14 protein-coding genes are annotated in these 14593 nt (G+C 66.0%); 8 read left to right on the forward strand and 6 right to left on the reverse strand.

Translation table 11 applies throughout. The features are described 5' to 3' along the window. The first annotated feature begins 189 nt into the window (after nucleotides 1-189). A complete protein-coding gene (locus tag HNO88_RS09720) occupies nucleotides 190-1314 on the forward strand; it encodes a Rieske 2Fe-2S domain-containing protein (protein ID WP_184244533.1) in 1125 nt (374 codons plus the stop codon). Here the strand turns inward: HNO88_RS09720 and HNO88_RS09725 are convergent. The 4 genes from HNO88_RS09725 to HNO88_RS09740 form a co-directional block, all read right to left on the reverse strand. Beyond that, on the reverse strand, nucleotides 1237-1743 hold the full coding sequence (locus HNO88_RS09725) for a MarR family winged helix-turn-helix transcriptional regulator (RefSeq protein ID WP_184244535.1): 507 nt from the start codon (nucleotides 1741-1743) through the stop codon (nucleotides 1237-1239). The two genes, HNO88_RS09720 and HNO88_RS09725, sit on opposite strands and share 78 nt — an antisense overlap. Before the next feature lie 143 nt (nucleotides 1744-1886). Then, nucleotides 1887-2810, reverse strand: coding sequence for an SDR family oxidoreductase (locus HNO88_RS09730; RefSeq protein ID WP_184244537.1), 924 nt, complete (start codon nucleotides 2808-2810; stop codon nucleotides 1887-1889). 128 nt (nucleotides 2811-2938) lie between these two features. Further along, nucleotides 2939-3310: a c-type cytochrome gene (locus tag HNO88_RS09735; RefSeq protein ID WP_184244539.1), complete on the reverse strand. Its 372-nt coding sequence runs from the start codon at nucleotides 3308-3310 to the stop codon at nucleotides 2939-2941. A gap of 69 nt (nucleotides 3311-3379) precedes the next feature. Beyond that, on the reverse strand, nucleotides 3380-4540 hold the full coding sequence (locus HNO88_RS09740; protein ID WP_221419930.1) for an MFS transporter: 1161 nt from the start codon (nucleotides 4538-4540) through the stop codon (nucleotides 3380-3382). A gap of 243 nt (nucleotides 4541-4783) precedes the next feature. On the opposite strand from HNO88_RS09740, the gene HNO88_RS09745 reads away from it, so the two are divergent. Genes HNO88_RS09745 through HNO88_RS09770 form a run of 6 tightly spaced genes read left to right on the forward strand, consistent with a single transcriptional unit; the run spans nucleotide 4784 to nucleotide 10128 of the window. Next, entirely contained in the window at nucleotides 4784-5614 is an 831-nt protein-coding gene (locus tag HNO88_RS09745; RefSeq protein ID WP_246381486.1) for an SDR family NAD(P)-dependent oxidoreductase, read from the forward strand. Nucleotide 5615: 1 nt separating this feature from the next. Further along, nucleotides 5616-6227 carry a hypothetical protein gene (locus tag HNO88_RS09750; protein ID WP_184244545.1) on the forward strand — a complete coding sequence of 204 codons (612 nt, stop codon included), beginning with the start codon at nucleotides 5616-5618 and terminating at the stop codon, nucleotides 6225-6227. A 3-nt stretch (nucleotides 6228-6230) separates the two neighbouring features. Next, nucleotides 6231-7901 (forward strand): FAD-binding oxidoreductase, encoded by a 1671-nt coding sequence (locus HNO88_RS09755; protein ID WP_184244547.1) that lies wholly within the window; start codon nucleotides 6231-6233, stop codon nucleotides 7899-7901. Continuing rightward, nucleotides 7898-8305, forward strand: a complete 408-nt coding sequence (locus HNO88_RS09760; RefSeq protein WP_221419931.1) for a c-type cytochrome — start codon at nucleotides 7898-7900, stop codon at nucleotides 8303-8305. The genes HNO88_RS09755 and HNO88_RS09760 overlap by 4 nt, the downstream gene beginning before the upstream one ends. A 30-nt stretch (nucleotides 8306-8335) precedes the next feature. Continuing rightward, nucleotides 8336-9538, forward strand: a complete 1203-nt coding sequence (locus tag HNO88_RS09765) for a cytochrome P450 (protein WP_184244549.1) — start codon at nucleotides 8336-8338, stop codon at nucleotides 9536-9538. 44 nt (nucleotides 9539-9582) lie between these two features. Beyond that, entirely contained in the window at nucleotides 9583-10128 is a 546-nt protein-coding gene (locus HNO88_RS09770) for a cupin domain-containing protein (protein WP_184244551.1), read from the forward strand. 54 nt (nucleotides 10129-10182) lie between these two features. Here HNO88_RS09770 and fahA read toward each other — a convergent pair whose 3' ends face one another. Further along, a complete protein-coding gene (gene fahA / locus HNO88_RS09775) occupies nucleotides 10183-11484 on the reverse strand; it encodes a fumarylacetoacetase (RefSeq protein WP_184244553.1) in 1302 nt (433 codons plus the stop codon). Next, a complete protein-coding gene (gene hmgA, locus HNO88_RS09780; protein WP_184244750.1) occupies nucleotides 11481-12743 on the reverse strand; it encodes a homogentisate 1,2-dioxygenase in 1263 nt (420 codons plus the stop codon). Before hmgA ends, fahA begins: the two co-directional genes overlap by 4 nt. 262 nt (nucleotides 12744-13005) lie before the next feature. Here hmgA and HNO88_RS09785 point away from each other — a divergent pair, with 262 nt between their 5' ends. Continuing rightward, nucleotides 13006-14583 (forward strand): bifunctional 3-(3-hydroxy-phenyl)propionate/3-hydroxycinnamic acid hydroxylase, encoded by a 1578-nt coding sequence (locus tag HNO88_RS09785; protein WP_184244555.1) that lies wholly within the window; start codon nucleotides 13006-13008, stop codon nucleotides 14581-14583. Nucleotides 14584-14593: the final 10 nt, after the last annotated feature.

A 14593-nucleotide genomic window follows, 5' to 3' on the forward strand; every position in this document is an offset into this window, starting at 1 on the left:
GGCGAGGGCGATCGCGAGCCGGCAGTGTCGACGATCGCTCGCGCAGGCGCGGCGCCGCCACAGGTGCGCTGCTTAGAAAATGATCGCGACGTATCGAAATGGCGATACCGCCAACGCTGTGTCGTGTATGTTGCTTTGGCAACTTGAGTCGCAGCACGCGTGTGTGCAGATGAAGAGGCAGGTGCAGAGATGAGTGTTCTGGCCGATCGAGAAACGCCGCTGATCCGCAATTGCTGGTACGTGCTGGCGTTGGCTTCCGAAGCGGATCGCACGCTGCGTTCGCGCAAGGTGGCGGGGCAAGCCGTCGTGTTCTACCGCAGGCTGGACGGCAACGTCGCAGTGCTGCGGGACCGCTGTCCCCATCGCTCGTTTCCGCTCAGCAAGGGCATCCTGGACGGCGATAGGCTGATCTGCAACTATCATGGGTTGACGTTCGCGCCCGATGGCCGCTGCATCGCCAAGCCGACCGACCCGACCAACGCCGCGCCGCTTTCTGCCGGGACTTATCCGGTGGTTGAGCGCGATGCCGTGATCTGGATCTGGCCGGGCGATCCGGCATTGGCGGACGAGGCACTGATCCCCGCGGTTCCTTGGCTGGCGCAGGACGGTTGGGATCTTGTCAGCGGCTATTTGCGCTTTCCGGCCAACTACGTCGCCCTGCATGAGAACCTGATGGACTTGTCGCACTTCGCATTCCTGCATGCCGGCAACATCGGCACGCCGGCTTATGCCGCCGCTCCGTTCCGGGTGAAGGTGGAGGACGGCCGCATCAACCTGCGCCGTGTTCTGGAGAATGCTCCGCTACCTTCGCTCCTGTCGGTGCCGACCGAGCTTGGCGACAAGCCCGTCACGCGGGAGACGGATACCTGGTGGATGTCGCCCGGCCTCAACCTGACGCACTCCAACGTGCACGACCCCGATCCGGCTCCCGGTCGCCCCGGCACTTACGCGTTCAAGGTGATCCACTTCATCACGCCCGAGACGCAGAACAGCACGCACAACTTCTGGGCAGTGGCGCGCGATTTCCGCCTGGGGGACCCCGCCATTCCGGAACATACCCAAGCGTCCTTCAAGGTGGCCTTCCAGGAGGATCTCGAGGCGCTGGACTGGATAGAGACGCTCCAAGGCGAGGAAGGGCTCGAATTCGGAGAGATCCATCTCGGGTCCGATCGTGGCGGACTGCTGATGCGGCGCGAGATGAAGCGCCGGGCCTGGAGGGAAGCCGCTCCGGCCGGGTCAGGTCCCGCCGTCCGGTCCGATGTCGTCGGCCAGGCTCGCCGCCTGGACGATCATCCGAGCGAGGAAGCTGCGTAGCTGCACGATTTCGTCTTCTCGCAGCCCGGCGAGTAGCTGCTGCTGGCGCGCGGCCGCAATGGGCAGCGCCGCTCGGTAAGCGTCGCGTCCGGCGCCAGTGATCGACAGGCGGTGTCGCCGGCCACGCTCCGCCGGTTCCACGCGAAGGAGGCCTCGACCTTCGAGCACCTGGATCGCGCGGCTGACCGGCGCCTTGTTCTGGCAGACCTTGTCCGCCACTTCCCTTGCCGACAGACCGTCCCGCTGCGCCAGTTGCACCAGGATGCGCCATTCCAGCACATTCAGGCCCACATGGCGCCGATAGGAGACGGACGCGCTCGTCGACAGGCTTGCCGACAGGATGTTGATCAGCGCGGGAACGTAGGACTGCAGATCGAAAGGGGCATCAATCGGGGCTTCGATCTGCGGAAGGGGCGGGTGACGTGCCATCAGCCCCTCTTACGCGCGCCTGGCGCTTGCACCAAATCGGCAGGATCGACGGCCTGGCGCTTGCCCCCCGTAATCGCTATCGCAAGAGGGCCGACCCGCATGCCTCGGATGGGTCGGCCCTTGCACCTGTCAGTCGCGATAGATCATGCGCGATCGTGCATTTCGTGCTGCAGGAAGTCCAGGCTTTCGGGCGCCACCGCCGCCCCGCGGCCATGGCGGAAGAACGATTCCAGGGTTTCGGGTTCCCGGCCGGTCAAGGTGCGGACCATGTCGTTGACTGGCTCCATCTCTCCGGAGCGAAGCGAAAGCTCCAGGCCCAGCAGGACCTCTGCGGCAGGCCGAGGCAGCCCACGGCCGACCAGCAAGTCCACATAGCCGTCCTCTGACAGATCCTCGTACACGATCGGTCGGCCCTCCACCTGGGAGAGCAGCGCCGCCACTTCGGCGTAAGTGTACGCCCTGGGGCCGGTCACGTCATAGACGCGGTTGGCATGGGCGTCGGCGTGCAGCATCGCGCCGGAGGCCGCGTCCGCACAGTCGCGGCGGGTAAGCCAGGACACGCGGGACTCTCCGGCGGTGCCGTAGAAGCGGCCTTCCTCCAAAGCATTGCCCAGCACCATCAGCAGGTTTTCGGCATAAAGGAAGTTGCGCAGGATCGTGTAGGTCATCCCGCTGCTCAGGATCGCGCGCTCGGTCACCACGTGCTCGGGCGCGACCGGCGATGTCGAGGTGTCGCACGCCGCGTGCGAGGTGTAGAAGAGGTGGCGCACGCCCGCTGCCTTCGCCGCGGCGACCGCGCGCAGGTGACCGTCGGCACGCGAGCCGACTTCGTGCGTGCTGATGATCAAAAGGTGCGTGGCGCCGGCAAAGGCCGGCTCCAGCGTCTCCGGCCGATTGAAGTCAGCCTCGCGGGTAACGACGCCGCGTGCAGCGAGGTCCGCCAGCGACGCCGGGTTGCGGGACGTGGCGATGACTCTGGTCGCGCCGCCGCGCAACAGGCCCTCGACGACGAGCCGGCCCAGCGCACCCGATGCGCCGGTTACGAGATAGGTGTTGTTGTCAGGCATTTTATCGTCTCCCCTCCCAGCCGGCACTCTCCTCAGAAGGATCGCGGGCCTGGATTGTCGTTCGTGTCCGGATTGTCGGTGGGTGAGAGGCTGCACCCAAGGGACGCAAACCTCTCACCCGTATGACGTCAGCGGTTCTTGGACAGGTAATCTATCAACGCAGCACGGCGCGCCGGATCGGCAAGGCCGCCATACGTCATGGTCGTACCAGGCACGACCGCGCGCGGGCTGGCGAGATAGGACGACAGCGTCGCCTTGTCCCAGACCTTGCCCGACTTCTTCATGGCCGCCGAATAGCGCGTGTACTTGGGGTCAGAGGCGGCGCGGCGCCCGACCACGCCCTTCAGGGAGGGACCGATCCGCGGCGAGGCGTCGGCCTTCGCGGGATCGGCGTGGCAGACGGCGCAGGCCTGCGTGAAGACCTGCCGGCCGTCCGGCTGTGCCGCGATCGCCGGCGAAGTTGCAAGCAGCAGCGCGGGGAGAATGAGTGCAAACCGCATGATAGACCTTTGCTTTGGCCCCGGGCAGCAGGCGACGAGGCGGGTGATGAGGATGTCGGGCGAAGCGGATCACGCTTCCAGTCGAGTGAGCGGACGGCGCAACCTGGCCGTGGCGACGTAGCACAGCAGGAGCGCGGCGGCGGCGAACGCGGCCAGGACCACGCCCAGGCTCGGGATGCCTCCCGCCGCGATCAGGACACCGCCAAGTGCCGGGCCGATCGCAGCGCCGATGGTGAAGAACGCCGGACCCGCGGCTGCCGTGCGGCCCGAGGAGTCAAGCTCTGCCAGGATGCCGAGCAGGAATGGCGTGACGAACATCAGGCATAGGTTCAGTCCTATGGCCCCGACGATGAACTCCGCCTGGCCCAGCCCCAGAGTGATGAGGAGCACCGAAACGGCGAGCCCGATATAGCCGACGGCCAGCGGAACGCGTCGATCGCGGCCGTTGCCGAAGCGTTCTGCGATGATCGGTGCGAGCAGGTTCACGAAGGCGCCGATTGCCAGGACACGGCCCATCAGGGGCAGATCGGTTCCCGATCCCTTGGCCGCCTCCGCGATGTAGGCCCAGACGCCGTTCTGGGTGAGGTACGTGAGGGCAATGGCGGTCAGCGCCATGGCCGCCGCGCCGCCGTTCCGGACAGCGGCCGCGTCTGCCGCCCGGTTCATGGGAGTGTCCTGCTTGGCGTCAGCGGCGGGAAGCCAGATCAGGCTGATCAGGGCGACCAGCCCCAGAACGGCGCCGTAGGCGAAGGGCACGAAGGCTCCGTACGCAGCGACGGCCATCGGAACCGTCGCGAAGAAGGTGGCGACGAACAGGATCAGACCGAGCTGCTGCCTGGCGAACACGCGCTGCGGGTCGGGCATGGTGGCGGCGCGCCGGGTGATCTCCGCCAGGATCAGGCCCAAAGCAAGGCCGGCCGCCGCTCTCGCCACGACCAGGACGACGATCTGCTGCGCAGCCAGCGAGAGCAGGTTCGCCGCTATGCTGACGAGGATGGCGGCGGTCAGCCACGCGGCGCGCCCGGCAACATGGCGACGCGACGCCCACAGGATCGAGGAAGCCGCCACGCAGGCGATCTCCAGCGAGGCGATCAATCCTGGCTGTGCCGGACCCAAGCCGAACCGCTGTGCCGCCCCCGGCAGCCAGATCGGCAGCAAGGGAGCGTTGGACATCCCCAGTGTGAAAAGGGCGACAAGAGGGATCCACGTCGTACCCGATAGCTTGGTCACAGAGCCTCTCCAGCCTGCCTATTATGAAACGGATTGTGGCCAAAGATGCGTTCTGAGTCCAGAAAATCTTGTGCATTGCCCCGGCGTGCAGGGACATCTTATGTCCTCTTTTGACGCCATGTACCGCTAAATAATCATGTACTTCAATATGATGCATCACGTTCGCCATCGCCATGACCACTCTTGCGCAGCGGTCATTATCAAGCTATCCGAAGCGTATAGAAAATGCACGGGAGACTTGGCTTGTTTGACGCACTTCGCCTCGATGAAAAGGTCGCCGTCATCACGGGGGCTGCGGGAGGCATCGGAAGCACCACCGCTCGGCTGATGGCCGGGCGCGGGGCCAGGGTGGTGATCGCCGATATCGCCTTCGAGGCCGCCGAGAAGCTGGCCCAGGAGATTGGCGACAACGCGCTCGCAGTGCATCTCGACCTGGCCGACAGCGACTCGATCCGCGCGGCGATCGCCCGCACGGTCGATCACTTCGGCCGGCTCGACATCCTCGTCAACAACGCCGCGGCTACCGGCGGAGGCCTGACCGAGGCCGACGGGCTACTCCATGCCATGGAGGACTGGGTGTGGGATCGCTCGTTCCAGGTGAACTGTCGCGGTACCATGGTGATCACGCGCGAGGCGCTGCCGCATCTGCTCAAGACACGGGGCTGCATCGTCAACACGGTCTCCGGGCTTGGCCTGCAGGGGCATGTTCACCAGACCGCTTACGGCGCAACCAAGGCTGCCATCGTGCAACTCACGCGCTCGCTGGCGACGGCTTACGGGCGTCAGGGCGTGCGCTGCAACGCGGTCGCTCCGGGCCTGATCCTGACCCCGGTGATCGCCAAGGACTTCCCGCCCAAATGGCGCGCCTTGGTCGAGGACGAGACGCCGCGCGGCACGGCAGGCGGCCCTGAGGACATCGCCGAGCCGATCGCCTTCCTGGCGTCCGACGCGGCGAAGAACATCACCGGCCAGACTCTCGTCTCGGACGGCGGCGTGTCGGTGCATATTCCTGGCCTGAAGGCTTACAGCGAAGCGTTCGGCATCCCGTTCGATCCGGTCGAGACCCTGGGCTGACATGGCCGCGGTAGCGAACAATGCCGAAGGCGCGGCGACCGGGATCGATCGTCGGCGAATGCTGCTGGTGAGCGGTCTGACGGCGGCAGGCGTCGCGGCAGGCGGAGTGACGACGCTTGCGGCGGCGGCGGACCAAGGTATCCGCTTCGTGGTCAGCGACCGCCGCCTGCCGGAAAGCCTTGTCTTCGCGGAGGTCGTCGAACGCGCGGGCGCACGGCGGCTGGAAGCGACCGACGGACTGACGCGGCTGTGGCAGGACGTGCTGCGCCCCCACTGGCAGAGCGGTCATGGCGCGACCGTTGGGCTCACCACCGTCGCCATGTGGCAAGTGCTCGCGGAGCAGGCCCGCGGTGAAGGTCGCCAGGCCCGGCTGATCGGACGTCACCGCACCGATGATGGCGGCAGCGGCGCGCATCGCTTCGCGGTGCCGTCCGAGCTGTCTGCCGATGCGGGCACCGTCACCTCGACGCCCGGCGCCTGGCCGGCCGCCGCTGCACATCTCGTGTCCCGATGCGCCGGGATTCATCGGCATGCTGGCGCAGCGCCGGCTTGCGGCACTCTTTCCGCGGCGGAAGCATCCTTCCCCGCGCTTGTTTCCTGGAGGATTGGCTAAGTCATGCGGACACCGCCCGGCATTGCGGAAAAGGATTTTTCCGCCGCCCTTCAGCAGTTCGCCGCCATCGTGGGCCAGGAATGGGTCTTCACGAGCGACGAGGATCTGGCGCTCTATCGCGACGCCTATTCGCCGATCCGCGACACGCCGGAAGAGCGGGTCGCGTCGGCCGCTGTCGCGCCGCAGACGGCAGAGCAGGTGCAGGCCGTGGTTCGCGTGGCGAACCAGTACGGCATCCCCCTCTACGCGATCTCGACCGGCAAGAACCTGGGGTATGGCGGTTCGGCGCCCGCCTATTCCGGCAGCGTCGTGGTCGATCTCAAGCGGATGAACCGCATCATCGAGGTCAACGACCAGAACCACTACGCCATCGTCGAGCCGGGCGTCAGCTATTTCGACCTCTACAACTACATCAAGGAACGCAACCTCAAGGTCTGGATCGACACGCCCGATCCGGGCTGGGGCAGCGTCGTCGGCAACGCGCTGGATCACGGCGTGGGGCACACGTCATCGCGCTTCCGCAACCACTTCGATGCGCATTGCGGCATGGAAGTGGTGCTGGCGAACGGTGAACTGCTGCGCACCGGGATGGGGGCGTTGCCCAAGGCCAAGACCTGGGGCCAGTTCAAGATGGGCTTCGGCCCGATCGTGGACGGCATCTTCTCGCAGTCCAACTTCGGCATCGTCACCAAGATGGGTTTCTGGCTGAAGCCCGAGCCCGAAGCGTTCATGCAGGCGATGGTGTTCGCGCCGCGCTACGACGACATCCATCCGCTTGTGTCGCTGCTGCGCAACCTGGAGAACGCCGGCATCGCGCAAGGCGCGCCGGAGCTGGGAAGCCCGCTGCTCGGCCTGGGTGCGACCAAGGAGATCGTCGACCTGTTCCTTAAGGGGCCGCCGCAGATGGCGAAGGAACAGCGCGATCTGATCGCCAAGACCAAGCTCGGCTACTCGCCCGAACTGGAGCGCTATGGCGCGGCGAACAAGCTGCCGTACTGGGCGCTGAACCTGACGTTCTACGGACCGGCGAAAGTGGTCGCCGCGCAGTGGGAAGCGGCACAGGACATGGCCACAGCCGCGATCAAGGGCGCGACGTTCACGGCAACCCCGGTGCTGACCGATCGCCTGAAGGCAGCGGCGGAAGGCCAGGTCTATCCGCAGAACCTCGGCATTCCGAACATGGACTTCTTCGCGTTCGGAACGCGTGCGGGGGGCATGCCGCCGGCGAACGGCCATATGTGGTTCTCACCCGTCATTCCGCAGAGCGGCGAGGGGATCCTGGAGGCGAACCGCGTGTTCGAGGAAGCGGTGCGCACGATCCCGTTGCTGGGCAGCCTGCCGATCCTGAACCTGCGCCCGTTCTCGCTGCCCGCCCCGTTCTATGAACGCACGTTCCTGTTCATCCTGGGCTTTCCGATCAGCGAGGAGCCGGAGCAGAACAAGGCGATCGTGACCGCCTTCCGCGAGCTGATCAAGATTGGCGCCGACAATGGCTGGGGCGAGTACCGCACCCCGGTCATCTTCCAGGATCAGGCGATGGGCGTCTACTCGTTCAACGACAATATCCTGTTGCGGTTCAATGAGATGATCAAGGACGCCATCGATCCCAAGGGCATCCTGTCACCCGGCCGCTATGGCATCTGGCCCCGTCATCTGCGGGAGACGAAGAAGTGAGAACGATCGCTCGTGTCGCGTCGATCTGCGGCGTGGTTGCCCTGGGCGGCGCTGCGGCCATGATCATAGCCCAGCCTGCGCAACCTCCCGTGGCGCCGCAGGAAGGCCTGCCGCGCACCGCGTCGGTCAATCCCAAGGATAGCCCGGGCAAGCAGGTCTACGACCGCTGGTGCTCCGAATGCCACGCGGATGGCCCGCGCTATCCCGGGACTGCCTCCCTCGCGGTCAAGTACGGCAAGGACATGCCCGCGGCGCTGGAGAAGCGGACCGACCTGACGCCCGAAACGGTCGCCTACTTCGTGCGCAATGGCGTGCTGGTGATGCCATCGTTCCGCAAGACCGAGATCACGGACGCGGAGCTTGCGCAGCTTGGCGCCTATCTCAGCCGCAACACGCCGAAGTAGCCGCAAAAATTGGCAAGAGGAGGGGAAACTATGAGCAGCGACGCCGTAGCATCGCAATGTCCGGTCAACCCGGCACGGTTCGATCAGCATCGGGCCACGGTCGAGGACGCCTATGCCGCCTATGGCGAGTTGCGTGCCAGCTGCCCCGTGGCGCACAGCGATGCGCATGGCGGCTACGTCCTGCTGTCGCGCTACAAGGACGTTCGCAAGGCCGCAATTGACTGGCAAACGTTCTCTTCCGCCAAGGGCACCGGCTTGCCGCAGGACCGGACGCGCCCGCCACTGCCCGCGCTGGAGATGGATCCGCCCGAGCACGGCGCCTGGCGCAAGCTCTACGTCGACGCACTCGCTCCGGCGGCGCTGCGGGCGATGGAGCCGCTGGTCGCGGAAATCGCGGATGGCCTCATCGACGGATTCGCGGCGGACGGCTCCTGCGATCTTGTGCGCCAATATTGCGAGCCGCTGCCGATCCTGGGGATCAGCCGCGCGATCGGCCTGACCGGCAAGGAGCCGGAACGCATCCGCACGCTCGCCCTCAATCTGACGGAGACGGCGCCGGATCCCGCCGCCCATCAGCAGGCGATCGGCCGCCTGGGCGAATTCATCCTGTCGGAACTGCATGACCGTCGCACCACTCCGCGCGACGATTACCTGACGACGATTGCACGGGCCCAAGTCGATGGTCGGCCGATGTCGGATTACGAGGCTTCGGTCTTCATGATCGGTTTCCTGGTGGCTGGGCACGAGACGACGGCCTCCGCGATGACCGGGTTGTTCTCGCACGTGCTGGGTCGACCGGACCTGCAGCGGCGCCTGCTGGAAGACGACCGAGCGCTGGATGCGGCAATCGAAGAAGCCGTGCGGCTGACTTCGCCGTTTCATGGCTTCTCGCGCACGGCGACGCGCGACGTGGAGGTCGCCGGCACCGTCATCCCCGAAGGCGAGGTCGTCCGTCTCTCCTGGGCTTCGGCCAACCGCGATGCGGACGTCTTCGCAGACCCCGACCGCTTCGACATCGATCGGCCCGCGAATACGCACCTGGGCTTCGGTATCGGCCGCCACGTTTGTGCCGGCGCGCCCTTCGCCCGGATCGAGATGCGCATCGCCCTGCGCCGCCTGCTGACAAGGCTGCCCGATATCGCGCCGGTTCAGTCCGCACCGAAATGGCACTTCGCCGGTGGCATGATGACCATTCCCGAAAGCTTCGAAGTCCGCTTCTCGCCGCCGACCTAAGTGACGGCGCAATCCCGACAACTCCATCGTGAAGGTGAATAGAAATGACTGCTGTCCAAGGCGAGCCGCGCCCCGTGCGACGTATCGTGACCGGCGAGGATGCCGAAGGGCGCTCGCTGATCGTCTCGGACGAATTGACGCCCAACCGCTTCATGGCGCCTTACGCACCCTCATATGTGCAAGTGCCCTGGGCGACCGGCGAAGGTGCAGCGCGCGGTGACGATCCGGCTCCCGCCGGTCATCAGTTCGGTTTCCACTCACCCAAAGGCACGATCCTGCGGATCGTCGATTTCCCCGTGGATACGAGTTACAATGAAAGTCAGCTTACGGAGTTTCTCGACGCCAATCAGGTCAGGGACGCTTCCAATCCGCGTCACTTCTGGTTCCACAAGACGCATTCGCTCGATTACGCCATCTGCCTCGAGGGTGAGATCTATGCGATGCTGGACGAGGACGAGACGCTGATGCGCGCAGGCGATGTCCTGATCCAGCGGGCCACGAACCACAGCTGGTCGAACCGTTCGGACCGGCCTTGCCGCATGGCCTTTATCCTGATCGCGCTCGACGGCGAAGACACGAGCGCACACTGATCGAACGTTATCGCAACCGCCCGGGCAGTCCTCGGGCGGTTGCGATATGGCGCTTCAACCGTTCGGATTGCCGATGACGCGGCCCGCGCATGTGCCAAAGCCGATCCGCCGATAGCCGTCCCGCTCGGCCCAGCCCGTCATTACGACTTCATCCCCGTCTTCCAGGAACGTGCGCGTCTCGCCATTGGCGAGCGTCACGGCCTGGCGGCCTCCTCGGCTGAGTTCCATCAGACTGCCGCGGCCGTCATCGTCCGGTGTGGAGATGGTGCCCGATCCCAGCAGGTCGCCGGCGGCCAGATCGCAGCCGTTCACGGTATGATGCGCCACGATCTGTGCCGGGGTCCAGTAAAGATGCGTGGCGACGGTACGACCCAGCGGCGTTGGCGCGTCTCCTGCTTGGGCCATTTGCGCCGTTTGCAGCGCGACTTCGATGCCGATGTCGTATGCACCCGATTGCTGGTCCCGCTCGTCCAGCAGGTAGGGCAGGGGGGCGGGATCGTCGGACGCGCGCGCCGGTTGCGCCGTGCGGAAGGGTGCCAGCGCCTCGGCGGTGATGATCCAGGGCGACACTGTCGTCAGGAAGTTCTTCGCCAGGAACGGCCCGAGCGGCACGTATTCCCATGCCTGGAGATCGCGCGCCGACCAGTCATTCAACAGGCTGACGCCGGCGATGTGCTCGCCCGCCGAGCCGATCGGTATCGGCGTGCCCAGCGTCGAACCGCCGCCGATCCAGAAGCCGAGCTCCACTTCGTAGTCCAGTCGCCGGGACGGGCCGACAACGGGCTTCGTCTCACCGGGCGGAAGGATCTGGCCTTGCGGACGGACCAGCGGATGCCCGGAGACACGGACGGAAGATGCCCGCCCATGATAGCCCACCGGGATGTATTGATAGTTGGGCAGCAGCGGATTTTCGGGGCGCAGTAGCGCGCCGACAGCGCGGGCGTGGTGAATGCCGGCGTAGAAATCCGTGTAGTCGCGCACGGATACTGGCAAGTGCAGCCGACACTCCGCCGGGGGGTGCAGAAAGGGTGTGACGGCATCCCGATGCGCGTCATCCGTCAGCAGTGCGAACAAGGCGTGGCGCAGTTCCCGTCGCGCCTGGGGCGGCAGTGCGAGAAGGCCGTTGAGCGGTGCGCCGGGTTGCAGCACGGCAGCAGCCTGCGCCGCGTGGGTGCCTAACAGCGGCGCAAGGCCCGCTAGGTCCAGGATGAAGTCACCGATCGCGGTGCCGGGCCGCGGCGTGTCGCTCCCTGCGGAAAAGAGTCCGAACGGCAGGTTCTGCACGGGGAATTCGCGGTGGTCTGCGGCACCCGGCACCCAGCAATGGGCGGACTGGTCGTGCGTGGCGTCAATCATGCCGCGCCTCCCTGGTACCGCGCCTCGATCCCAGACCAGCACGCATCGTAATCCGCCTGCTCGGTGCCGACGATCGCGGGAGCGGCGGTGGGCCGGAAGACAGCATGAGTCTCGAACATGAAGGCCATCGTGTTGTCCAGCTTGTGCGGCTGCAGCGTCGCGGCCTCGGCCCGCCTTGTGGTGTCGGCGTCCGGACCGTGCGCGCTCATGCGCGGATGAAGCGAGGCGCCACCGCGCAGGAAACCTTCGGCCTTCGCGTCGTAAGTGCCGGCGACCAGTCCCATCAGCTCGTTCATGAGGTTGCGGTGATACCAGGGCGGACGAAACGTGTTTTCAGCCACCAGCCAGCGCGGCGGGAAGATCACGAAGTCGATGTTGGCCAGCCCCGGGGTCGCAGTCGGCGACGTGAGAACGGTGTAGATCGAGGGGTCCGGATGGTCGTAGCTGACGGTGCCGATCGCGTTGAAGCGGAACAGGTCATACTTGTACGGGGCATTGTTGCCATGCCACGCCACCACGTCGAACGGCGAGCGGTCGAGTGTGGTGCGCCACAACGCGCCTTCGAACTTGGCCACCAGGTCCTGCGCATTGGCATCGTCCTCGAACGCTGCGACCGGGCTGAGGAAATCGCGCGGGTTGGCAAGGCCGTTCGAGCCGATCGGCCCGAGATCGGGCAGGCGCAACTCCGCGCCGTGATTCTCGGCGATGTAGCCACGCGTAGTGCCGCCGATCGGATCGAGGCGGAACTTCATGCCCCTGGGGATCACGCAGATCTCACCCGGCGAGACCGTCAGTATCCCGCATTCGGTGACGAAGCGTGCATCGCCCTCGAACGGCACGAACAGCATCTCGCCGTCCGCGCTGTAGAAGCTGCGCCGCATCGGCCGGTCGGCTTGATAGCGCCAGGCGGTGACGCCGTGGTGCCAGGCGTCGGTTGTCGCGGCGAGTGGACTCAAGCCGTCGATGAAGTCGGTTCCGGCAAGGCCCGGCATCGGGTCCCAGCGCATGCGGTTGGGAGAGGGGGGCTGGAAACCCGCGTCGACGCCGGCATGCGGCAGCCGCTCGAACGCGCCATGCGCGGCCGAGGGGCGGATGCGATAGAACCAGGTGCGTCGCATCTCCGAGCGAGGCATGGTGAAGGCGGTTCCCGAAAATTGCTCGGCATAGAGACCCAGCGGGGCGCGCTGCGGTGAGTTGCGCCCGTCGGGAAGCGCGCCCGTGACCGCCTCGGTCGCGAAACCGTTGCCGAAGCCCGACATGTATCCTTCGACCAACGCAGACGCCCGGGTTGTTTCCTGAATGGTCACGCTCGCTCTCCTTTCACAATCTTGGGCACCGCCCGATCCTGACGGGCCAGTCCCCCGCAGATCGGCGACATCGAAACGCTTGTACGGCGTGGGTCGATACGGGTCCACTCCGTCCGCTCTAGACACGGCGTCAATGGCCAGCACCCCTTGCTTTCTTGGCGTTCCTTAGTCAGGGTGTAATCGATACGCAACGTTCATGAAATAGGAGGATGGCGTGAAGAGCTACGATGTCGCGATCGTCGGCATGGGACCGGTCGGTGCAACCCTCGCGTGTCTGCTCGCACGGCGCGGCCTGCAGGTGCTGGTGGTCGATCGCGAACTGGCGATCTACGACAAGCCCCGCGCGATCGTGCTCGATCACGAAGCGCTGCGCGTGCTGCAGCACTGCGGCGTTGAGGAGAGCTTCTTCCAATCGGTATTCCCGCATACCGGCACGGACTTCGTGGGCATCGACGGTCAGCTCATCAAGCTGTTCGATCCCAAGGCGCCGCCGTTCGAACTCGGCTGGCCGCCGAACGTGATGTTCATCCAGCCCGAGCTGGAGGAAGCGCTGGCGCGGGCCATGGATCGCTGCGCCACGATCGAGCGGCATCGCGGCATCAGCGTGACCGGAGCGGACGATCAGGGCGACAAGGTGATCCTGACCCTTTCCGAGATCGATGGCGCGGAGCGGCAAGTGGAAGCGGCATGGGTCGTCGGCGCGGACGGCGCCAACAGCTTCATTCGCGAAAGTGCCGGCCTGCCGCTGCATGACATGGACTTCGCCGAATGGTGGATCGTCGTCGACGCATGGCTGACGGGCGACACGCCGCTGCCGCGCAAGACGACGCAATATTGCCAGCCCAAGCGCCCGGCCACCTTCGTCGTCGGACCGCGCGGTCTGCTGCGTTGGGAAATCAAGCTGCTGCCGGGCGAGGATCCGCAGGAGATGCGCAGCGATGACCGGATCAACGAGCTGCTCTCCGGCTTCGTCGATCCCGCTGCTGTCTCCTTGTGGCGCAGCGCCGTCTACCGCTTCCGTGCCGCCGTTGCCGACCGGTGGCGCGAGGGCAGGCTGCTGATCGCCGGCGACGCCGCTCACACCATGCCGCCGTTCCTGGCGCAGGGACTTTGCGCCGGCATTCGCGATGCCGCCTCTCTGGCATGGCGGCTGGACCAGGTGCTGCGCCATGATGCGAACGACGCGCTGCTCGACAGCTACGAGATCGAACGCAAGCCGCATGTCGCCGAGATCATCGGCCATGCTAAGGCGTTCGGTCTCATCATCGGAGAACTCGATCCGCAACGCGCGGCAGAGCGCGATCGCGTGCTGGAAGAGCAATTGCGCAGCGGCACCGTACCGACGGAGCGACAGGCTTTCGTGCCGATGCTGCGCGAAGGCGTCATAGCGGCGGGCGATCCGCTCGCGGGAACCTTGTTCGTCCAGCCCAAAGTCCTGACCGGCACTCCGGCGCGGGAGCAGTTGCTGGACGATCTGGTCGGTCCCGATTTCCTGATCGTGTCGGACGACGCCGCGATGCTCGATCTGCCGCCGTCGCTGTTGCAGCGCTGGGAGGCGATCGGCGGGCAGCGCCTGTTCGTGGGGACAGGCCCGGCCGCGGAAGGCGTCACCCGCCTCAACGATACCGAAGGGCTGATCGCGCGCTGGCTGGCGCGGTCTAACATCAAGGCGGCGATCGTGCGGCCCGATCGCTATGTCTACGGCGGTGCGAGCGATCCGTCGGCATTGCGGCAATCCGTCATGGATCTGACCGCGCAGCTCACGGGTTCCGAGACATACGCCGCCGCCTGACCGGCGGCGG

Origin of the sequence: Novosphingobium chloroacetimidivorans (assembly GCF_014204535.1) — a bacterium.
Taxonomy (GTDB): domain Bacteria; phylum Pseudomonadota; class Alphaproteobacteria; order Sphingomonadales; family Sphingomonadaceae; genus Novosphingobium; species Novosphingobium chloroacetimidivorans.